The following is an 18,853-nucleotide window of genomic DNA, read 5'->3' on the forward strand; positions in this document are numbered from 1 at the left end:
CTGCGGATACACTGTCTCCAGCATGGACGAGACCGCCGACTACACACTCGAGATCCAGATCGCGACGCGCTTCCTCGACGAGGAATCGACGCCCGACGACGATCGCTACGTGTTCGCCTACACCATCCGCATCCGCAATATCGGCCGCTTGCCGGCGCAGCTGATGGCGCGCCACTGGGTGATCACCGACGCCAATGGCCGGACCGAGGAAGTGCACGGTGACGGCGTCGTCGGCGAGCAGCCTCGCCTGGAACCCGGAGAAGCGTTCACCTACACCTCGGGTGCGGTGCTGTCGACCGCGGTGGGCACGATGGAAGGCTCCTACGACATGGTCGGCGACGACGGTGCGCAGTTCGATGCGCCGATTCCGCCGTTCACGCTGTCCATTCCGCGAACCCTGCACTGATGGCCGTCTGGGCGATCGGCGACCTGCAAGGCTGCTACGGGCCAACCCAACGACTGCTGGAGGCGATCCGCTTCGATCCGGCGGTTGATCGCCTGTGGTTCTGCGGTGACCTGGTCAACCGCGGCGGCGAATCAATCGAGACGCTGCGGCTGGTGCATTCGCTGCGCGACAACGTGGTCAGCGTGCTCGGCAATCACGACCTCTCGCTGCTGGCGATCGCAGAGCGACGCGAGGAAGACCAGCGCAAGGTCAACGCCGATCTGCAGGGCGTGCTGTTCGCGCACGATCGCGACGTGCTGCTCGACTGGCTGCGCACATGCCCGCTGCTGCACGTCGACCGCGAACTCGGCTGGATGATGCTGCACGCGGGTCTGGCGCCGCGCTGGGACGTCGAGCTCGCGCAGCGCCATGCGCGCGAAATCGAGAACAAGCTGCGCGGCCCGGGCTACAAGAAGCTGCTGCGCAACATGTACGGCGATCGCCCCGCGTGGTCGCCGAACCTGACCGGCTACGACCGCGATCGCGCGATCATCAATGTGTTCACGCGCATGCGCTACTGCTCGCCGCGTGGCCGCATCGCGTTCGAAGAAAAGGGCATGCCCGGCACCCAGCAGCCCGGCATCTATCCCTGGTACGAAGTACCCGGACGCGCCGAGCGCGACCTGAAGATCGTCTGCGGCCACTGGTCGACGTTGGGCCTGTTCCTCGGCATGGGCGTGCATGCGCTCGACACCGGCGCGGTCTGGGGCGGCAAGCTCACCGCGCTGCAGCTCGATGCCGAAACGCTGCATCTGGTGCAGGTGCCCGGCCGTGACGTGTCGGGCCTCCCGCCGCGCAAGCCTGCCTGATTCCGTGCAGGCAATGCACATCCGGATCGCGTTCGCCACACTGCTCGCCTGCCTGGCCCTGCAGGCTGCCGCGTCGCCGGCACTGGTGGAGGCGGCGCGTGCGCAGGTCGGCGTGACCATCCGCTACGACCCCGCCTACGTCCGCCTGGCTTATCCCGACGGCGACGTGCCGATCGATCGCGGCGTGTGCACCGATGTGATCGTTCGCGGGTTGCGTGCCACAGGCCTGGACCTGCAGCGCGCGATTCACGAGGACATGCGCGTGCGCTTCGCGGCTTATCCGCGCGACTGGGGCGCCCGCCAGCCCGATCGCAACATCGACCATCGACGCGTGCCCAACCAGATGCGCTGGTTCGAGCACCAGGGCTGGCAGCGACCCGTCGGCACCCGTCCAACGGACTTCGCCGCCGGTGACATCGTCGCGTGGCGGCTGCGCAACGGACCGCTGCACATCGGCATCGTGTCGGACCGGCGCAGCACGGACGGCACGCCGCTGATCCTGCACAACATCGCCCGGGGCACACGCGAAGAAGATCTGCTCTTCCAGCACACCATCATCGGCCACTATCGGCCGGTGCTGCAGGACCCTGACGCGGCGCGCTGATCAGGCCCGGCGGTACTCCACGAAATCGAAGGCGTGCGCGTGGCGCGCGTCGGTCGCATGCGATACCCGCGAGACTTCGCGCCACGCCGCGACATCCCATGCCGGAAAGAACGCATCGGCGCCGTCGACCACCGTGTCCACGTGGGTCAGCTGCAGGACGTCCGCCTGCGGCAGCGTCAGCGCGTAGGTCTCCCCGCCGCCGATGATGCACAGCTCTCCGGCGTCCTGTGCGCCGGCAATCGCTTCATCGAGCGTGGCCACGGCCTGCATGCCCGCGAACGGCACGCGCCCGCTACGGGTCAGCACGAGATTGGTGCGTCCAGGCAGGGCGCGGCCCAACGATTCGGCGGTCTTGCGGCCCATCAGCACCGGTTTGCCGAGCGTCAGCGCCTTGAAGTGGCGGAAGTCGTCGGGCAGATGCCAGGGCATTGCGTTGCCGCGGCCGATCGCACGCGCGCGATCCAGTGCGGCGACGAGTACCAGTGCAGGTCGGCTCATACCGCGATCGGCGCCTTGATCGCCGGCGCGGGATCGTAGCCCTCGATCGCGATGTCGTCGAAGCGGAAGCCGAACAGGTCGGTGACGTCCGGATTGAGCCGCAATGTCGGCAGTGCGCGCGGCGCGCGGGTCAGCTGCTCGCGCGCCTGATCGAAGTGATTCGAATACAGATGCGCATCGCCCAGCGTGTGCACGAAATCGCCGACGCCGAGCCCGCACACCTGCGCCACCATGTGGGTCAGCAGCGCGTAGCTGGCGATATTGAACGGCACGCCGAGGAAGATATCGCCGCTGCGCTGGTAGAGCTGGCAGCTGAGCTTGCCGTCGACGACGTAGAACTGGAACAGCGCATGGCAGGGCATCAGCGCCATCTCCGACAGCTCGCCGACATTCCAGGCGCTGACCACGAGACGGCGCGAATCGGGATTGCGGCGGATTTCGTCGACCAGCCACTGCATCTGGTCGATCGTGCGGCCGTCGGCGGTCGTCCAGCGCCGCCACTGCTTGCCGTAGACCGGACCCAGCTCGCCGTCGGCGTCGGCCCACTCGTCCCAGATGCTGACCTTGTTGTCGCGCAGGTACGCCACGTTGGTGTCGCCCTGCAGGAACCACAGCAGCTCGTGGATGATCGAGCGCAGGTGCAGCTTCTTGGTCGTCACCAGCGGGAAGCCGGCATTGAGGTCGTAGCGCATCTGCCAGCCGAACACGCTGCGCGTGCCGGTGCCGGTGCGGTCGGACTTCTCGGCGCCGTGCTCGAGCACGTGCTGCAGCAGATCGAGGTACTGCTTCATCGCGATCTCCGGATCATGCGAAGCGACTCACGTCGCTTACTTCGTGTCGACGGCCGCCGCGGGCGGCGCCGGCTGCAGGGTCGGGGCGCTGCGCGACTTCCACAGCAGGAACAGGCCCAGCGCGATCAGCGGCAGCGACAGCACCTGGCCCATCGTCAGCCAGCCGAACGCCAGATAGCCGAGCTCGGCATCGGGCACGCGGACGAACTCGACGACGAAGCGGAACACGCCGTACAGCAGCGCGAACAGGCCAGACACCGCATAGCGCGGCCGCGGCTTGCGCGAGTACCACCACAGCACGGCGAACATCACCAGCCCCTCGAGAAAGGCCTGGTAGAGCTGCGAAGGATGCCGCGCGAACTGGTCCAGCGCGCCGGTCGCGAACTCGCTCTGCAGCCGTTCGGCCGACCAGCCGCGGAACACGGGATCGGTCGGGAACACCACGCCCCAGCCGGCCTGCGTGTACTTGCCCCACAACTCGGCGCCGATGTAGTTGCCGATCCGGCCGAAGCCCAGCCCCGGCGGTACCCACGGCGCGACGAAATCCATAACGTCGAAAAAGTGCAGGCCCTGTCGGCGCGTCCACCACCAGGCCGCGACCAGCACGCCGAGCAGACCACCGTGGAAGCTCATGCCGCCGTCCCAGACCTTGAACAGCATCAGCGGGTTCTGCAGCAGGTCACCGAAGGCATAGAACAGCACGTAGCCGATGCGGCCGCCGAGGATCACGCCGAGGATGCCGTAGAACAGCAGGTCGCCGAACTGTTCGACATCGACGCCCGGCAGGCGCCCGGCGCGGATGCGGCTGCGTCCCAGCAGCCAGGCGACGCCGAAGGCCAGCAGATACATCACGCCGTACCAGTGCACCGACGGATGGAACGCGCCGACCTGCGGGAGCTGCAGCGCGATCGGATCGATTTGGTGGAGGATCGTCATCGGATCAGCGCGGCAGCGGGTGGGTCGGCGCGTCGACCGGCGGCGTCGGCTCGCCGCGTACACGCATGGCGTTGCGCTTGGCCCACAGGTTCAACAGCTCGACCGCGGCCGAGAAGCCCATCGACCCGTAGATATAGCCGCGCGGGATATGGATGCCGAAACCGTCGAGCATCAGGTACACGCCGATCAGCACGATGAAGGCCAGCGCGAGCATCTTGACCGTCGGATTAGCGTCGATGAACCGGCCCAGCGGCTGGGCGGCAAGCAGCATCACCGTCACCGCGATCAGGATCGCCGCGACCATCACCGGAATGTAGTCGCCGGCCATGCCGACCGCGGCAATTACCGAGTCGAGCGAGAATACGATGTCGATGACCGCGATCTGCGCGATCACGGTACCGAACGAGGCCACCGCCTTTCCGGTCGCGCCATGCGCTTCGGGGTCTTCCCCCTTGACCTGCTCGCGGATCTCCATCGCACCCTTCACGACCAGGAACAGGCCGCCGAGGATCAGAATCAGGTCCCGCACGGAGATCGCGCGACCGAACAGCTCGAACAGCGGATCGGTCAGGCGCGCCAGCCAGGCCAGCGTCAACAGCAGGCCGATACGCGTGATGCAGGCCACGGCGATACCGAACTTGCGCGCGAACTCCCGCTTCTCGACCGGCAGCTTGGCGACCGCGATCGAGATGAAGACCAGGTTGTCGATACCCAGCACGATCTCGATCGCACTGAGCGTGATCAGCAGGATCCAGACCTGCGGGTCGGTAAGCAATTCCATCATGGGGGAGACATCCTCATTGAGATTGATCGGCGCGGTGCCCGGCCGCTGCCACGCTCACCACCAGCGCGGCAGCAGGATCAGGCCCCACACCAGCAGTACATTGACCATCGTGACGAACACCGCGGCCGAGCCCATGTCCTTGGCCCGACCCGCGAGTTCGTGGAATTCAGCACCGTAGCGCTCGATCACCGCCTCGATCGCCGAGTTCAGCAGTTCCACCGCCAGCACCAGCAGGCAACTGCCCAGCAACAGCGCGCGTTCCACACCGTCGTCGCCCAGCCACAGCGCCAGCGGCGCCAGCAGCACCAGCAGGTAGACCTCGAGGCGGAACGAGGATTCGTGCAGCCAGGCCGCACGCAGGCCTTGGCACGACCAGACCGTGGCCTGGAGCATGCGGCCGAAGCCACGGGGGCGATGACCGATCCCGTCCGCCATCGTTCATCGCATCCTGCGACCGGCACGGCCCACGGAGCGCGTCACACTGCGGCCATGCGCGGGCCGCGGAACAGTCGGTGACATGGTGGGCCGGGGGCGTCGGGCAGTCGCGGTGTGGCAATTCTGACACATCGTCCGCGAAGCATCGGCGGTGCGGGTTTGCATCGGCGGGCGTGCGCTGTTTGACTGGCACGCGGATTTCCCCGGAACCACACCATGCACATGCCTGACCTTTCACGCACCTGCCGCGCTCTGTGCGCCGGCGCGCTCCTGGCTGCGGGGCTGCTCGCTGGCTGCGCTTCCGGCGGCGGCGCGCCGGTCGATCTGGATCCGGTGTCTTCACCCGAATGGGCCACGGACATGGCGCGTTTTGCGGCCGAAGACGCGGCAACGCCGCCGCCCGAGCGCCCGATCGTCTTCACCGGCAGTTCGTCGGTGCGCATGTGGGAGCGCCTCGCCGCCGACTTCCCGGATGCGCCGGTGCTCAACCGCGGCTTCGGTGGCTCCCAGGTCCGCGACGCGATCTGGTACGCCGACGAAGTGGCCCTGCGCTACCGGCCGCGGCAGATCGTGCTCTACGCCGGCGACAACGACATCGCCGAGGGCCGCTCTGCGGCCCAGGTGCTTGCCGATACCGAGGCCTTCGTCACGCGTATCCGGGCAACCCAGCCGGGCACGCCGATCGCCCTGCTGGGCATCAAGCCCAGCCCGTCGCGGGCGAATCTGCTGGACGTACAGCGCGACGCCAACAACGCGCTGCGCGACTGGGCCGCGACGCAGCGCAATGTGGCCTACATCGACGTGTTCACACCGATGCTCGATGCCGAAGGCGTGCCGCGCGAAGACCTGTTCATTGCCGACCGTTTGCACATGAATGCCGCCGGCTACGCGATGTGGCGCGAGATCATCGGGCCTTATCTGGTGCGCTGACCGACCGTCTGGGCGTTCCTGCGCCCAGGTGAGCGTGATCGCTATTGCGCTGGCGTCATCAGCGCTCGACCAAGCGGGACAGCGCGCCAGGCGTCGTGGTCGCGAGCGCCATCGAACCCGCTCCGCTGCAACACGAGTTTTGCAGAATCTGCGCGATGGGAATGATTCCTGCTCCCGGTTGAAACGATTACAGCCTCTTTTGCGTGCCGCAGCGCACGGCACGACCGGGCCTGGGGTGTGCAGGCCACCCCGTTCATTGACACATGCAATGCGCACCGCCAGCGTCTGCCGACCGGTGCGGCGCGCAGGCGCGTCGCGCGGTACAGGAACAGGGGGAAGACCGCGGTAGCCACCCTTCATCAAGGAATCGAAGATGATCCAGAAGCGCATGCTCGTTCTCGCCGTCGCCACCGTCCTCGCCTCACCCGCCTTCGCCGCGGAACTGCGCAAGGTCGACAATGCGATCCCCGGCCAGTACATCGTCGTGTTCAACGGCGATGAAATCCGCGAACGCGTCGATGCCGACCGCCTCGCCGGCCGTCTCGACAAGACATTGATGGCCTCACCCGATGCCGCCATCGCCGCGGAGGTCGAAAAGCGTGTGGTTGATGTCGCCGCCCACCACGATCTCAAAGTCAGCCAGCTCTATACGCATGCGCTGCATGGCATGGTCGTCACGGCAGACGAGCGCAAGCTGGCCGCCCTGCTCAACGATCCCCGCGTCGATTTTGTCGAGGAGGACGGCTACATCGAACTGTCGGCCACGCAGACCGGGGCGACCTGGGGGCTCGACCGCGTCGACCAGCGCGACCGGCCCTTGAACGGCACCTACATCTACACGCCGCTTGCAGCGAACGTGCGCGCCTACATCATCGACAGCGGCATCCGGGCCGGCCACACGCAGTTCGGCACGCGCCTGCTGTCGGGCTATTCGGCCATCAACGATGGCCGCGGCACCAACGACTGCAACGGCCATGGCACGCATGTCGCGGGCACCGTCGGCGGCACGACCTGGGGCGTCGCCAAGCAGGTGCGGCTGGTTCCGGTGCGCGTGTTCGGCTGCACCGGTGGCAGCGCGAACTCGACGATCATCGCCGGCATCGATTGGGTCCGCGCCAACCGCGTACTGCCGGCGGTCGCGAACATGAGCCTCGGTGGGCCGGCTTCGACCGCGACCGACAACGCGACCAACAACCTGATCAACAGCGGCGTGACCGTGGTGGTCGCAGCCGGCAACAACAATGGCGCCAACGCCTGCAACTACTCGCCGGCACGCGTGGCCAATGCGGTCACGGTCGGCTCGACGACGTCGACCGACGCGCGCTCCTCGTTCTCCAACATCGGCAGTTGTGTGAACATCTTCGCGCCAGGCAGCTCGATCACCTCGGCCTGGTCCACCAGCACATCCGCATCGAACACGATCAGCGGAACCTCGATGGCCTCGCCCCACGTGGCTGGCGCCGCGGCGCTGTATCTCACCAACAATCCGTCGGCTTCGCCGGCGACGGTACGCAACTGGCTCTACAGCAACTCGACCCCGAACCGGGTCAGCAACCCCGGGAGCGGCTCGCCGAACCGGCTGCTCTACACCCGCTGAGCCCCACCAGCCGCAATGAAGGGCGCCCACGGGCGCCCTTCTTGTGTCCGCAGCGATCGCGCGCATCGACATCGCTGCGCACCGATCTTGTGCGTCGCGCTGACGGACTGCCATTGGCCTTCGGGTCTGCTGCGCGTGCTTCACCGCCAACAAATCCCTCGCGCTCCACACTGCGCCTACCGGTCTTCCGCAGGAGTTCGTCGATGCGCAAAGCCGTTTTCGCAGCTGTGGCTGCGCTGATGCTTGGAGCCACCATGCAGCCTGCTTTCGCCCAGTCCAACGTCGCCCCCCAGCATCCCGGCGATCCCGGTTACGACACGCTGCTTGAGGCGGCCACCGCGCCGGTTCGTGCGCAGTTCGGTGATGCCGTCCGGGTCGATGTCGAACGTCTGGATCGTCTCGGTCGCTGGGCGTTCCTGCAGGGCACGCTGCGCGGGGCGGATGGCGCCCGGCCCGATTACGCCGGCACCCCGTACGCGGAGCGCGCCGCCCAGGGCGGCATGTCCGACGTCTATGTCGCGCTGCTGCAGACGTCTGGCGATGACGTGGATGCAGCGGACACCTCCCCGTCCCTGGAAGATGACGCGGACGAGAAAGCGGCGGCGGCCGACAACGAGGACCAAGACACCACGACCGCTGATGCGTCAGACCCCGAATGGACACTGGTCGACCATTCGATCGGTCCGTCGGACGTGAGCTGGCTGACCTGGCCGCAGACACATGCCGCGCCACGCCAGCTGTTCGGCTTCTGAGCCGCCTGACAAATGCGGAAAGCCGGCCGGCCGGCTTTCCGTTCCGCGCCGCGTGCAGCGATCAGCGCGGCGGGGTGATGATCTCGTAATTGCCGGAGGCGCCGCCCCAGCTGATCTGCTGTGAGCCGTCCGCATTGATGTTGTTGGAGCCGATGAATTTCGACTCCCCGTTTTCGAACCCGGCAAACAGCACGACGTGCGACTGCCCGTTGCGCTGCATCAGCACAACGTCACCGGGCTGTGCATCCTGCAGCGAGACTGTCTGCCAGCCGTCACCCTTGAGGTTGCTGGCCAGCTGATCGACCGAGGCGCTGGCCTGGCCCGGCTCGATGACTCCCGCCTGCTGCAGCACCGCGGACACGAAGTTCGCGCAGTTGACGTTGTTGGGCACCCACGACTCCATTGGCAGCTCGTCGCTGTACTTCAACTCCCCAGCATTGCGTCCGATGAACTGCTCGGCGATGGCGGCCGCGTTGTTGCCGCCTGCAGTCGTGCCCGGCCCGCTGACGGTGCCGGGGCCGGAGACGGGACCGGCGCCGTTGCCGCCGGCCGCCCCGGACCCACCCGGCACGACCAGGGTATCGCCGGCATAGATGCGGTCGGGGTCGCTGATCTTGCTGTTGGCGGCCATCAAGGCATCGACCGACGTGCCGTACCGCGCCGCGAGTCCCGACAGGGTGTCGCCCCACGCGATGTTGTGACTTGCGCCTGCTACTGCGGTCATGTGCTTCGCCTCCGATCGGCATCCAGTGCCCGCAGTGCGCGGGCAGGTGTCCACTTTCGCTGGCGCATGCAGGTTGCTCAACCCGGGAGCGACCCTAGGTCGAGCCGGTCGCCCTGTTCATCGGAAGTGGCAGTGTGCTCGCAATCCCCGCCGCGGCCGGCTACTGCTGCCGCAATGCATCGATCGGATCGAGTTCCGAGGCCTTGCGCGCCGGGTAGTAGCCGAAGAACAGGCCAGTGGCGACAGAGAAGCCTGCTGCCAGCAGCACGATCTGGCTGTTGAGCGCGGTCGGCAGATCGCTGAAGCGACCGACCAGCAATGCGCCGCCGACGCCGATCGCGATGCCCAGCACGCCGCCGCCGAGCGACAGGAGCATCGCCTCGGCGAGGAACTGTCGGCGTACATCCGTCGGTCCCGCGCCGACGGCCATGCGCAAGCCGATCTCGCGGATCCGCTCGGTCACCGACACCAGCATGATGTTCATGATGCCGATGCCGCCGACGATCAGCGAGATCGTCGCGACCGCGCCGAGCAGCAGCGACATCAGGCGTGTGGTCGCGGTACGCGTGGCGACGATCTCGGAAATGTTGCGCACGCTGAAGTCGTCGTCCGCGCCGGGTGCGATCCGGTGCCGCTGCCGCAGCAATGCCTCCACCTCGCCCTGCACGTACGGCAGGTCGTCGGCATTGCCGACCGTCAACGCGATCTGCATCACCGCGCCGGCCGGCATGCCCATCGCCCCGAGCAGGCGCCGGCGCCCGGTCTCGAGCGGCACCATCATCACGTCGTCCTGGTCCTGGCCGAAGCCACCCTGGCCTTTGGAATTCAGTACGCCAACCACGACGAACGGCGTGCGGCCGATACGCACCGTCTGGCCGACGCCGCTGTCTTCGCCGAACAGTTCACGCCGCACGGTCTCACCGATGATCACGTTCTTGCCGGCGCCGCTGTAATCCTGCGGTTCGAAGCCCGAACCCTCGACGATCGTCCAGCCGTTGATCTCGAAGAAATCCGGCTGCACGCCCTGCCAGCTGCTGGCCCAGTTCTTCTCGGCGAACACGATCTGGCTGCTGCCACGCAGTGAGCCCGAGACCAGCTGCACTTCGGGAATCTCACCGCGGATCGCGTCGGCGTCGCCCTCGTTGAGGGTGAAGAAACTGCTGCCGGCCTGACGCGCGCCGCCGGTCGTGCGGCGCGAACCGGGTGAGATGTCCAGCCGCTGCGAACCGAGGCCCGACACCATGCGGTCGATCTCGGCCTGCGTGCCCTGGCCCACCGACACCATGATGATGACCGCGGCGATGCCGATGATCACGCCCAGCGAGGTCAGCGCGCTGCGCATCCAGTTGCCGCGCAGCGCGAAGATCGCGGTACGCAATACGTCGAGATAGGTCATGACGCGGTTCCGGTGGAAGCGTGCGCAGCGCGGGTGTCGTACGGGCCTTCCTCATGCAGCTCGCCGTCGCGCATGACGAAGGTGCGGTCGGCGTGCGCAGCGACTTCCGGGTCGTGGGTGATCAGCACCACGGTATGGCCGTCGTCGCGCAAGCGCTTGAACAGACTGAGGATCTCTTCGCCGGTCTTGGTATCGAGCGCGCCGGTCGGCTCGTCGGCGAGCAGCACCGGCGGCCGGTTGATCAGCGCGCGCGCGATCGCCACGCGTTGCTGCTGGCCACCGGACAGTTCGCTCGGTCGATGCGTGCCGCGATTCTCCAAGCCGACCGAAGCCAGTGCTTCGCGCGCGCGCTCGGCGCGTTCCTCGTTCGGCACGCGCGCATAGCCGAGCGGCATCGCGACGTTCTCCAGCGCGGTCATGCGCGGCAGCAGGTTGAAGCCCTGGAACACGAAGCCGATCTTGTCGCGGCGCAGCTCGGCCAGTTCCTCGCGGCCGAGCGTGGCGACGTCGATGCCGTCGCACAGGTACTGCCCGCCGGTCGGCGTGTCGAGGCAGCCGACCAGATTCATCAGCGTCGACTTGCCCGAGCCCGACGGGCCCATGATCGCGACGAACTCGCCGTGCGCGATCGACATGTCCACGCCCTTGAGCGCGACGACCTCGGCTTCGGTGCCGGCCGAATAGATCTTCTCCAGGCCGCGGGTCTCGATGACCGGCGGCCGGGCGCCGGCCTGCGCTGGAACGACGTTCGCGCTCATCGGGCCGCCGCGCGCTCGCCGGTGACGATCAGATCACCTTCCGCTACGCCACCCGAGGCCTCGGTCATGCTGCCGTCGCTGGCCCCCAGGCGCACCGGCACCGCTTCGCGGCGCCCGTCGACCAGTCGGTAGACGGTGACCCGGGTCGCGCCGACGGTCGAGGCGAGCGTGCGGTTCCACTGCGCGCGCTGGTTCGCATCGAGCGTCGCGGTGAAGCCGGCGAAGGTCTGCTGGAAACGGTCCAGCATCCGCTGGCGGATCTGCGCCTGGACACTGGGATCGCCGCCCCCGCCCATCGTCATGCCCGGCGGTGGACCGCCGCCGGCATTGCCGCGCTGGCCGCCCGCCGCGCCGCCGGGACGCGGCGTCTGCTGCCGCTCGCGCATCGCGGCGAGCGCGCTGTCGAACGCGGCCTGCTGCGGCGCGGTGAGCTGCATCGCTTCGGCCGCCGCCGCCAGATCGTCGACCAGTCCACCGCCGCGTGGCGCGCTGCCGCCTTCGGGGCGCGCGGCCGCCGCGATCTCGGCGGCGTCGGCAGGCCGGTAGCGCAGCGCCGCGTTGGCGATCTTCAACACGTTCTCGCGATTGCTGACCTCGATCTCGGCGTTGACCGTCAGGCCCGGCAGCAATGTGCCGTCGGCGTTGTCGACCGCGACGACCACCGGATATGTCACCACGTTGTTCGTCGTCGTTGCCGCCAGGCGCACCTGCTCGACCGTGCCGTTGAAGCGGCGGTCGTTGAACGCGTCGGCGGTGAAGCTCACGCCTTGTCCGACCTGCACCTGGCCGATGTCGGCCTCGTCAACCGCGAGTTCGATGCGCATCTTGCGCAGGTCCTCGGCGATGGTGAACAGCTCCGGCGCCTGCAGGCTCGCGGCAACCGTCTGACCGGGTTCGATCGAGCGGGTCAGGATGGTGCCGTCGACCGGCGAGCGGATCACCGTGCGCTCCATGTTGATGCGCGAGGTCTGCGTGGACGCGGTCTGCTGCACGATCTGCGCCTGCGCCGACGTCGCCTGCGCCCTGGCCTGGTCGAGCGCGGCGCGCGCCAGATCGACATCGCTGCGTGCGACCAGTTGCTCGCCGGCGAGCGACGCCTTGCGGTCGTAGTCGAGCTGCGCGTTGCGCAATGCCGCCTGCGCCTGCGCCAATGACGCACGGGCGCTATTGATCTGCGCCGAACCCTGTTCGATCTGCGCCTGGTAGGTCGCGGGGTCGATACGCGCCAGCACCTGGCCCTGCGTGACCGGATCGTTGAAGTCGACCAGCACCTCGGTGATCTGTCCCGAGACCTGACTGCCCACGACGACCGTGGACGTCGCACTGAGCGTGCCGGTGGCAGAGATCACCACGCGAATGTCACCGCGCTCGACCGGCGTCGTGCGCCAGGCCCCTTCGGCGCCTGCGGCGTTGCGCTGGGACCAGTACCACAGACCACACGCCACGATGACGGCGATGACGATGACGGGCGCGAAGCGCGAGATGGCGCGGCGGCGGGGCTTGGGACGGCTCGACATGGGTCCGGTCTTGGTGGGCAACTGGAGACGCTAACGCATCGCGTGGCGTGGAGTTGACCGGGACACGGATTTATTTGTGCAGCGGCTGCCATCGACCGGTGCAGGGTGTGCGTTGATTCAGACCAGGCGGTCGCCGAGCACGATGGTCACGGTGGTGCCCTCGTCGGGGGTGCTGTCGAGCGCGACCGGCCAACCGAAGCGCGTGCCGAGGCGACGGACGATCGACAGGCCGATGCCCTTGCCCGACTGGGAGAACGGATCGGCGCGGTAGAACGGATCGTAGACGCGCTTGAGCACGTCCGGCGTCATGCCGATGCCGGTGTCGCGGACGATGATGCGGTCCGGCGCGACAATGACTTCGACGCCGCCGGTCTCGGTGAACGCCCAACCGTTGCGCAGCAGATGGCCGAGCATGACACCGAGCACGCGCGGCGGCGCATCGAGCCGGGGCCGGCCCTGGATGTCGAGCGTCAACGTCAGTTGCTTGCCGTCGAACAGCGGCCGCACCTTGTCGAGTTCCTCCTCGACCACCTCGACCACGTCGAACACTTCGCTCTGCGGCATCACGCCGCGCTCGCGCGCCAGCACCAGCAGCGCGTCGATCACCGCCTCCATGTCCTGGGTGGCGCGGCGGATCCGCAGCAGGGGACGCTGCTGGTGCGGCGGCGTGGCCGGGTCGGCGGCGATCATGTCGCTGGCGACGCGGATCACCGTCAGCGGCGTACGCAGCTCATGGCTGGCATCGCGGGTGAACTCGCGTTCGCGACGAACGAAGGCGCCGATGCGATCCCCGAGCCCGTGCAATGCGCTGGTCAGCGCCTGCGCCTCGCGCCCGGCGTCGTCCTGCGTGGACAGTGCCGCGGGCACGCCATCGTCATTATCGGACGGGTTCCAGCGCCCGACTTCATCGGCCAGCCGGTGGATCGGCAGCACCATGCGCTTGGATGTGCGGTAGGTCATCCACGAGACGATGAACATCGTCACCATCATCAGCAATGCCAGTGCGCCGGCCGCCAATGCGAGGATGCGGTCGAACAGCGACAGCGACGCGGCGAGATACAGGGTGCCGGCTTCGCGCCGGTCCACCAGCAGCACGCCTTCGGTGTCACGACGCGGGGAGAAGCCTTCGGGCGCGCCCTTGAACCACACCAGATTGGCGACCGCGCGATTGCCGCTGACGATCGCCTGCAGCTCGCCGCCATCGGCGGGCATGAAATACCCCTGCAGGTTCACGCCGAATGGCGGCGGATACGACGCATCGGTGGCCTTGGCCTGCCACCAGGCATCGGCTTCGGCCTGCAGCCATTGCCGCGCGACGACTTCGCGACCGATGAAGGCCGCGGTCATCACGCAGACGATCAGCGTCATCCCGGCGATCACCGCCTGGAATGTGAACGCATCCCGGATGCGGTTGGGCAGCCCCTGGGGCATCGTCTAGCGTCGCGTCGTCGTCGGCTCAGGCCGGCGACTGCTCGATGTCGGCGATGCGGTAACCCGCGCTCTGCACGGTGTGCAACAACTGCTTGTCGTAGGGCTTGTCGATGATCTTGCGCAGGTTGTACAGATGGCTGCGCAGAGTGTCGGAGTCCGGCAGGCTGTTGCCCCAGATCTCGCGCTCGATCTCCTGACGGTTCACCACCCGCGGCGACTCGCGCATCAGGATCGTCAGCAGCTTCATGCCGATCGGCGAGAGCTGCAGTTCGGTGCCGCCACGGGTGGCGCGCATGCTGGCCGGATCGAGCACCAGATCGGCGACCTTGAGCACTTCCGAGCCCACCTGACGGCGCTCGCGACGGATCAGTGCGCGCAAGCGCGCTTCCAGCTCCTGGATCGCGAAGGGCTTGGTCAGATAGTCGTCCGCGCCCGAGCTCAGGCCGGTCAGCTTCTCGTCCAGCGTGTCGCGCGCGGTGAGCATCAGCACCGGGGTCGACTTGCGCGCGTCCTCACGCAGACGTTTGCAGACTTCGATGCCATCCAGGCGCGGCAGCATCAGGTCGAGCACGATCACGTCGTAGTTGTTTTCGGTGGCGAGCCGATAGCCGTCGAGGCCGTCGGCGGCGTAATCGACCTCGAAGCCGCGACCTTCCAGGTACTCCCCGACCATCTCGGAAATGTTGCGGTTGTCCTCGACGATGAGGACGAGGCCTCCGGGTTCCTGACCTGCGCGCATGAAACGACTCCGTAGCTGGGTGCGTATGGATTAAGGTTTGTGAATTTCCCACTTTCGCAGTGCAGGAGTTGTGAAGATTTCGTGGCCAGACCGCGCTACAGCGGGCTTGGCGGTACGATTCGCGCCTCTACGCAACTTCTGGAAACCCGTCATGCCCGGCTACGAGCGCTACCTGCCCATCCTGCTGCTGGTCGGGTCGAACATCTTCATGACGTTCGCCTGGTACGGGCACCTGAAGTACCGCAGCGTGCCGATCCTGACGGTCATCGTCGTCAGCTGGGGCATCGCATTCTTCGAGTACATGCTGATGGTGCCGGCGAACCGGATCGGTGCGGCGGTGTACTCGGCGCCGCAGCTCAAGGGCATGCAGGAAGTCATCACCCTGCTGGTGTTCGCGGGGTTCTCGACCTGGTATCTGGGTCAGCCGCTGAAGTGGAACCACTGGGCCGGGTTCGCGCTGATCGTGGTTGCGGCCTGGCTGATCTTTCTGGAGTAGTCCCGCGCGCCCCAGAGTACCCTCACCCCACCACCCGCTCTGCGGGTGGTCCTCCCCTCTCCCGGAGGGAGAGGGGCATTGGCGCGCGCCGCCTTACGGCGGCACGATTTTTAGAAGGGAATGCGGCCGATCAGGATGTCCTTGAACATCACCCAGTCGCCGATGAAGGAATAGATCGGATGCTTGAACGTGGCCGGGCGATTCTTCTCGAAGAAGAAGTGCCCCACCCACGCGAACGCGTAGCCGCAGACCAGCGCGGCCCACAGCCACATGGCATTGCGCTGCCACACCGACACGCCGACCAGCGCGAGCACCCCGCAGCTGCCGATGAAATGCAGGCGTCGCGAGACCGGGTGCGCGTGCTCGCCAAGATAGAACGGGTAGAACTCGCGGAAACTGGCGAAGCGGCGCATGCGTCCTCCCAGAGCAGGCATCCCACGCGCCATTGATCGCACCGGCATCCGCGCGCGTCAATCGCTCAGGGGCTGCGCGGCGCGAACATGATCACCGCCATGCCGCCCAGGCACAGCGCGGCGCCCAGCAGATCCCAGCGGCTCGGCGCGACGCCGTCGACCCGCCACAGCCACAGCAGCGCGACCGCGACATAGACACCGCCATAGGCCGCGTACACGCGCCCCGATGCAGTCGGATGCAGGGTCAGCAGCCGCACGAACGCGGCCAGCGCCGCGGCCGCCGGCAGCAGCAGCCAGGCGCTGCCGTCCTTGCGCAGCCACAGCCACGGCAGATAACAGCCGAGGATTTCGAAGAACGCGGTGGCGACGAACAGCAGTAGCGTTTTCACGGCTCGCGCTCGGCCTGCTTGGCGCGGTTCCAGTACGCATCCTGCGCGTCCAGTGACTGGCTGGCGAGCGCGCTTCCCTCGGCCTCGGCCATCGATTCCATCGCGCGGAAGCGACGCTCGAATTTGTGGTTTGCGCGCCGCAGTGCCGCGCCTACATCGACTTTCGCGTGCCGGGCCAGGTTCGCGGCGACGAACAGCAGATCGCCCAGCTCTTCTTCCAGCCGGTCCTGCGCCGCGCTGTCGTGCGGATCGGCAGCGACCGCGTCGAATTCCACACGGACCTCCTCGATCTCCTCATGCAGCTTGGCGATCACCGGCATAGGGCCTGGCCAGTCGAACCCGACACGGGCGGCGCGCTGCTGCAGCTTCACCGCGCGCTGCCATTCCGGCAGGCCACGCGCGATACCGGCCAACGCCGAGGTGTCGGTCTCGCCGGCCGCGGCGCGCTCTGCGCGTTTGATCGCGTCCCAGTTGCGCAGCACCGTCTCGGCATCGCCGGCGGAGACGTCGCCGAAGATGTGCGGGTGCCGGCGGATCATCTTGTCGCTGATCGCATCGACGACATCGCCGAACGCGAACGCGCCCTGCTCCTGCGCCATCTGCGCATGGAACACGACCTGGAGCAGCAGATCACCGAGTTCGTCGCACAGACCGGGCAGATCGCCGCGGTCGATGGCGTCGGCGACTTCGTAGGCCTCTTCGATCGTGTAGGCGGCGATGGACGCGAAGTCCTGCTGGACATCCCAGGGGCAACCGGTCTGCGGATCACGCAGACGCGCCATGATGTCGAGGATGCGATGGATATCGCCGGGGGCAGCGTTCACGTCGGACTCCTTGAGAATTGCCGCGCATCACCTCGATCGAGGCAAATCATTGTAGGAGCAGGCTCGTGCTTGCATCCTCTTTTCGGGAGCGCGCGATGTCAGCATCGTCAGCGCTGCCGAGGCCACATTCGCGCGCGAGCGCGCTCCTACAGGAGCTCATCGCGTGCGCAGTACGCGAACGCAAATACTCAGGCGGCGAGCCAGTCCCGCCACGGCAACGACGGATCACCCAGTGCGATGAAATCACCGTTGAGGATCGTGTCGCGCTGGTTGTAGCGAAACGGCCGGCCCTGCGGGTCGAGCACCGCGCCCCCGGCGCCTTCGAGAATCGCCTGGCCGGCCGCAGTGTCCCACTCGCTGGTCGGGCCGAAGCGGGGATAGACGTCCATGCCACCTTCGGCGAGCCGACAGAATTTCAGCGATGACCCCAGCGGCACGGGGGTGACGTCACCGATGCGCTCGAGCAGTGCAGCCGTCCGCGGATCCCGATGCGAGCGGCTTGCAGCGACGCGCAAGCCGCCCCGTGCAGCGGAGTCGCCACGCGGCGCATGTAGCGCGGTGTCGCGATCACCATCGCGCACAAAGGCGCCGCGACCGGGGCCGCCATGCCAAAGCGCACCGGTCACGGGCGCCTGGATCACACCGAATACCGCGACGCCATTGTCGATCAGCGCGATGTTGACCGTGAACTCGCCGTTGCGCTTGACGAACTCGCGTGTGCCGTCGAGCGGATCGACGAGCCACATGCGCGGCCATGCGCGGCGCTGCGCAGCGGGTACGACGACCGCGGATTCTTCGGAGACGATCGGGATATCGGGCGTCAGCGCGCGCAGGCCATCGACGATGACGCGGTGCGCGGCCAGATCCGCGGCAGTGACCGGGCTGGCGTCGGCCTTTCGGACGACATCGAAATCTTGCGCGTAGACGGCGAGGATCGCATCGGCTGCGGCGCGCGCGATCGCGATGACGCGCTCGCGAACCGCCGCGGTGACGGGTCCTGCGGCGTCAACCACCGTGGTGACGCAGCCAGTCGCGGACGATGAACAGCGCGGCGATCGAACGGCCTTCGGAGAACTCGTCGAGCAGGATCAGCTCGTGCAGCGCATCGAGCTTCCACGGCACCACGTCGAGTTCTTCGGGCTCGTCGCCTGCCAGGCGTTCGGGGTAGAGATCGCGTGCGACGACCAGCGTCGCCTGGTGGCTCATGTATTGCGGCGCCAGCGAGATCGAGCGCAGCGCTTCGACACTGCGCGCGCCATAGCCGATCTCTTCCTTGAGTTCGCGGTTCGCAGCCTCGAGGGCATTCTCACCCGCGTCGATGCGGCCCTTGACCAGACCCAGCTCGTAGCGATGGAAGCCGGCGGCGTACTCGCGCACCAGCAACACCGTCTCGGCGTCCAGCATCGGCACCACGATCACCGCGCCATGGCCGCGGCCATGCAGGCGTTCGTACAGGCGGCGTTCGCCGTTGGAGAACTCCAGATCCAGGCGCTCCATGCGATACAGCGCCGCGTCGTGTTCGGTCACGTCGTGGATGATCGGCAGCGTCTTGCTCATGCGGATGTCTTCCCGTCTGCACGGTGGC

At 67.4% G+C, this 18,853-nt stretch carries 23 protein-coding genes; 7 read left to right on the forward strand and 16 right to left on the reverse strand.

Going from position 1 to position 18,853, the window contains the following annotated elements:
- Positions 1 to 22: 22 nt before the first annotated feature.
- The 3 genes from apaG to J2W68_RS04320 are packed head-to-tail and all read left to right on the forward strand — an operon-like array spanning position 23 to position 1,858.
- Complete coding sequence (apaG, locus tag J2W68_RS04310; RefSeq protein WP_310233106.1) at positions 23 to 406, forward strand: Co2+/Mg2+ efflux protein ApaG; 384 nt, start codon at positions 23 to 25, stop codon at positions 404 to 406.
- Positions 406 to 1,254: a symmetrical bis(5'-nucleosyl)-tetraphosphatase gene (locus tag J2W68_RS04315; RefSeq protein ID WP_310233108.1), complete on the forward strand. Its 849-nt coding sequence runs from the start codon at positions 406 to 408 to the stop codon at positions 1,252 to 1,254. Before apaG ends, J2W68_RS04315 begins: the two co-directional genes overlap by 1 nt.
- A 13-nt stretch (positions 1,255 to 1,267) precedes the next feature.
- Positions 1,268 to 1,858: a DUF1287 domain-containing protein gene (locus tag J2W68_RS04320; protein ID WP_310233110.1), complete on the forward strand. Its 591-nt coding sequence runs from the start codon at positions 1,268 to 1,270 to the stop codon at positions 1,856 to 1,858.
- Here the strand turns inward: J2W68_RS04320 and J2W68_RS04325 are convergent, their stop codons facing one another.
- From J2W68_RS04325 to J2W68_RS04345, 5 genes are read right to left on the reverse strand one after another with little or no spacing between them, the layout of a single operon-like run.
- Complete coding sequence (locus J2W68_RS04325) at positions 1,859 to 2,356, reverse strand: dihydrofolate reductase (protein WP_310233112.1); 498 nt, start codon at positions 2,354 to 2,356, stop codon at positions 1,859 to 1,861. It abuts the gene before it with no gap.
- The gene (locus J2W68_RS04330) at positions 2,353 to 3,147 is read right to left on the reverse strand and encodes a thymidylate synthase (protein ID WP_310233114.1); all 795 of its coding nucleotides are present in this window, start codon (positions 3,145 to 3,147) and stop codon (positions 2,353 to 2,355) included. The genes J2W68_RS04325 and J2W68_RS04330 overlap by 4 nt, the downstream gene beginning before the upstream one ends.
- A gap of 36 nt (positions 3,148 to 3,183) precedes the next feature.
- Complete coding sequence (gene lgt, locus J2W68_RS04335) at positions 3,184 to 4,083, reverse strand: prolipoprotein diacylglyceryl transferase (RefSeq protein ID WP_310233116.1); 900 nt, start codon at positions 4,081 to 4,083, stop codon at positions 3,184 to 3,186.
- 4 nt (positions 4,084 to 4,087) lie between these two features.
- Positions 4,088 to 4,867 (reverse strand): TerC family protein, encoded by a 780-nt coding sequence (locus tag J2W68_RS04340; RefSeq protein WP_310233118.1) that lies wholly within the window; start codon positions 4,865 to 4,867, stop codon positions 4,088 to 4,090.
- A gap of 54 nt (positions 4,868 to 4,921) precedes the next feature.
- On the reverse strand, positions 4,922 to 5,302 hold the full coding sequence (locus J2W68_RS04345; protein ID WP_310233119.1) for a diacylglycerol kinase: 381 nt from the start codon (positions 5,300 to 5,302) through the stop codon (positions 4,922 to 4,924).
- Between the two features lie 216 nt (positions 5,303 to 5,518).
- Between J2W68_RS04345 and J2W68_RS04350 the strand changes: the two genes are divergently transcribed.
- The 3 genes from J2W68_RS04350 to J2W68_RS04360 all read left to right on the forward strand — a co-directional run bounded on the left by J2W68_RS04350 (position 5,519) and on the right by J2W68_RS04360 (position 8,581).
- Positions 5,519 to 6,232 carry an SGNH/GDSL hydrolase family protein gene (locus tag J2W68_RS04350; protein WP_310233120.1) on the forward strand — a complete coding sequence of 238 codons (714 nt, stop codon included), beginning with the start codon at positions 5,519 to 5,521 and terminating at the stop codon, positions 6,230 to 6,232.
- Positions 6,233 to 6,605: 373 nt separating this feature from the next.
- Positions 6,606 to 7,829 (forward strand): S8 family peptidase, encoded by a 1,224-nt coding sequence (locus J2W68_RS04355; RefSeq protein ID WP_310233123.1) that lies wholly within the window; start codon positions 6,606 to 6,608, stop codon positions 7,827 to 7,829.
- A 203-nt stretch (positions 7,830 to 8,032) separates the two neighbouring features.
- Positions 8,033 to 8,581 (forward strand): hypothetical protein, encoded by a 549-nt coding sequence (locus J2W68_RS04360; protein ID WP_310233125.1) that lies wholly within the window; start codon positions 8,033 to 8,035, stop codon positions 8,579 to 8,581.
- Positions 8,582 to 8,642: 61 nt separating this feature from the next.
- On the opposite strand, the gene J2W68_RS04365 is transcribed toward J2W68_RS04360, so the two are convergent.
- The 6 genes from J2W68_RS04365 to J2W68_RS04390 all read right to left on the reverse strand — a co-directional run bounded on the left by J2W68_RS04365 (position 8,643) and on the right by J2W68_RS04390 (position 15,146).
- Complete coding sequence (locus J2W68_RS04365) at positions 8,643 to 9,305, reverse strand: LysM peptidoglycan-binding domain-containing protein (RefSeq protein ID WP_310233127.1); 663 nt, start codon at positions 9,303 to 9,305, stop codon at positions 8,643 to 8,645.
- A gap of 160 nt (positions 9,306 to 9,465) precedes the next feature.
- Entirely contained in the window at positions 9,466 to 10,701 is a 1,236-nt protein-coding gene (locus J2W68_RS04370) for an ABC transporter permease (protein WP_310233129.1), read from the reverse strand.
- Complete coding sequence (locus J2W68_RS04375) at positions 10,698 to 11,459, reverse strand: ABC transporter ATP-binding protein (RefSeq protein WP_310233132.1); 762 nt, start codon at positions 11,457 to 11,459, stop codon at positions 10,698 to 10,700. The genes J2W68_RS04370 and J2W68_RS04375 overlap by 4 nt, the downstream gene beginning before the upstream one ends.
- Positions 11,456 to 12,976, reverse strand: a complete 1,521-nt coding sequence (locus J2W68_RS04380) for an efflux RND transporter periplasmic adaptor subunit (protein WP_310233134.1) — start codon at positions 12,974 to 12,976, stop codon at positions 11,456 to 11,458. Before J2W68_RS04380 ends, J2W68_RS04375 begins: the two co-directional genes overlap by 4 nt.
- 117 nt (positions 12,977 to 13,093) lie before the next feature.
- Positions 13,094 to 14,407, reverse strand: coding sequence for a sensor histidine kinase (locus J2W68_RS04385; RefSeq protein WP_310233136.1), 1,314 nt, complete (start codon positions 14,405 to 14,407; stop codon positions 13,094 to 13,096).
- 25 nt (positions 14,408 to 14,432) lie between these two features.
- Positions 14,433 to 15,146, reverse strand: a complete 714-nt coding sequence (locus J2W68_RS04390) for a response regulator transcription factor (protein ID WP_159680050.1) — start codon at positions 15,144 to 15,146, stop codon at positions 14,433 to 14,435.
- A gap of 151 nt (positions 15,147 to 15,297) precedes the next feature.
- On the opposite strand from J2W68_RS04390, the gene J2W68_RS04395 reads away from it, so the two are divergent.
- On the forward strand, positions 15,298 to 15,642 hold the full coding sequence (locus J2W68_RS04395; RefSeq protein WP_310233138.1) for a DMT family protein: 345 nt from the start codon (positions 15,298 to 15,300) through the stop codon (positions 15,640 to 15,642).
- Positions 15,643 to 15,752: 110 nt separating this feature from the next.
- Here J2W68_RS04395 and J2W68_RS04400 read toward each other — a convergent pair whose 3' ends face one another.
- From J2W68_RS04400 to nudE, 5 genes are all read right to left on the reverse strand, one after another.
- Positions 15,753 to 16,055: a DUF962 domain-containing protein gene (locus J2W68_RS04400; protein ID WP_310233140.1), complete on the reverse strand. Its 303-nt coding sequence runs from the start codon at positions 16,053 to 16,055 to the stop codon at positions 15,753 to 15,755.
- Between the two features lie 65 nt (positions 16,056 to 16,120).
- On the reverse strand, positions 16,121 to 16,444 hold the full coding sequence (locus J2W68_RS04405) for a YnfA family protein (protein WP_310233143.1): 324 nt from the start codon (positions 16,442 to 16,444) through the stop codon (positions 16,121 to 16,123).
- Positions 16,441 to 17,226: a nucleoside triphosphate pyrophosphohydrolase gene (gene mazG, locus J2W68_RS04410; protein ID WP_310233469.1), complete on the reverse strand. Its 786-nt coding sequence runs from the start codon at positions 17,224 to 17,226 to the stop codon at positions 16,441 to 16,443. Before mazG ends, J2W68_RS04405 begins: the two co-directional genes overlap by 4 nt.
- Before the next feature lie 230 nt (positions 17,227 to 17,456).
- Entirely contained in the window at positions 17,457 to 18,281 is an 825-nt protein-coding gene (gene cysQ / locus J2W68_RS04415; protein ID WP_310233144.1) for a 3'(2'),5'-bisphosphate nucleotidase CysQ, read from the reverse strand.
- Entirely contained in the window at positions 18,274 to 18,825 is a 552-nt protein-coding gene (gene nudE, locus J2W68_RS04420) for an ADP compounds hydrolase NudE (RefSeq protein ID WP_310233145.1), read from the reverse strand. Before nudE ends, cysQ begins: the two co-directional genes overlap by 8 nt.
- Between the last annotated feature and the right edge of the window lie 28 nt (positions 18,826 to 18,853).

This window comes from Luteimonas terrae, assembly GCF_031457535.1.
Classification (GTDB): Bacteria; Pseudomonadota; Gammaproteobacteria; order Xanthomonadales; family Xanthomonadaceae; genus Luteimonas; species Luteimonas terrae_A.

What these genes read in the sequence shown, in the direction of transcription:
- J2W68_RS04390 (WP_159680050.1), bottom strand. Translation starts at nt 15,146, where the DNA reads ATGCGCGCAGGTCAGGAACCCGGAGGCCTCGTCCTCATCGTCGAGGAC.
- J2W68_RS04380 (WP_310233134.1), bottom strand. Translation starts at nt 12,976, where the DNA reads ATGTCGAGCCGTCCCAAGCCCCGCCGCCGCGCCATCTCGCGCTTCGCG.
- apaG (WP_310233106.1), top strand. Translation starts at nt 23, where the DNA reads ATGGACGAGACCGCCGACTACACACTCGAGATCCAGATCGCGACGCGC.
- J2W68_RS04375 (WP_310233132.1), bottom strand. Translation starts at nt 11,459, where the DNA reads ATGAGCGCGAACGTCGTTCCAGCGCAGGCCGGCGCCCGGCCGCCGGTC.
- J2W68_RS04365 (WP_310233127.1), bottom strand. Translation starts at nt 9,305, where the DNA reads ATGACCGCAGTAGCAGGCGCAAGTCACAACATCGCGTGGGGCGACACC.
- mazG (WP_310233469.1), bottom strand. Translation starts at nt 17,226, where the DNA reads ATGGCGCGTCTGCGTGATCCGCAGACCGGTTGCCCCTGGGATGTCCAG.
- J2W68_RS04400 (WP_310233140.1), bottom strand. Translation starts at nt 16,055, where the DNA reads ATGCGCCGCTTCGCCAGTTTCCGCGAGTTCTACCCGTTCTATCTTGGC.
- J2W68_RS04345 (WP_310233119.1), bottom strand. Translation starts at nt 5,302, where the DNA reads ATGGCGGACGGGATCGGTCATCGCCCCCGTGGCTTCGGCCGCATGCTC.
- lgt (WP_310233116.1), bottom strand. Translation starts at nt 4,083, where the DNA reads ATGACGATCCTCCACCAAATCGATCCGATCGCGCTGCAGCTCCCGCAG.
- J2W68_RS04315 (WP_310233108.1), top strand. Translation starts at nt 406, where the DNA reads ATGGCCGTCTGGGCGATCGGCGACCTGCAAGGCTGCTACGGGCCAACC.
- J2W68_RS04325 (WP_310233112.1), bottom strand. Translation starts at nt 2,356, where the DNA reads ATGAGCCGACCTGCACTGGTACTCGTCGCCGCACTGGATCGCGCGCGT.
- J2W68_RS04385 (WP_310233136.1), bottom strand. Translation starts at nt 14,407, where the DNA reads ATGCCCCAGGGGCTGCCCAACCGCATCCGGGATGCGTTCACATTCCAG.
- J2W68_RS04355 (WP_310233123.1), top strand. Translation starts at nt 6,606, where the DNA reads ATGATCCAGAAGCGCATGCTCGTTCTCGCCGTCGCCACCGTCCTCGCC.
- J2W68_RS04395 (WP_310233138.1), top strand. Translation starts at nt 15,298, where the DNA reads ATGCCCGGCTACGAGCGCTACCTGCCCATCCTGCTGCTGGTCGGGTCG.
- J2W68_RS04330 (WP_310233114.1), bottom strand. Translation starts at nt 3,147, where the DNA reads ATGAAGCAGTACCTCGATCTGCTGCAGCACGTGCTCGAGCACGGCGCC.
- J2W68_RS04370 (WP_310233129.1), bottom strand. Translation starts at nt 10,701, where the DNA reads ATGACCTATCTCGACGTATTGCGTACCGCGATCTTCGCGCTGCGCGGC.
- nudE (WP_310233145.1), bottom strand. Translation starts at nt 18,825, where the DNA reads ATGAGCAAGACGCTGCCGATCATCCACGACGTGACCGAACACGACGCG.
- J2W68_RS04340 (WP_310233118.1), bottom strand. Translation starts at nt 4,867, where the DNA reads ATGATGGAATTGCTTACCGACCCGCAGGTCTGGATCCTGCTGATCACG.
- J2W68_RS04320 (WP_310233110.1), top strand. Translation starts at nt 1,268, where the DNA reads ATGCACATCCGGATCGCGTTCGCCACACTGCTCGCCTGCCTGGCCCTG.
- J2W68_RS04360 (WP_310233125.1), top strand. Translation starts at nt 8,033, where the DNA reads ATGCGCAAAGCCGTTTTCGCAGCTGTGGCTGCGCTGATGCTTGGAGCC.
- J2W68_RS04350 (WP_310233120.1), top strand. Translation starts at nt 5,519, where the DNA reads ATGCACATGCCTGACCTTTCACGCACCTGCCGCGCTCTGTGCGCCGGC.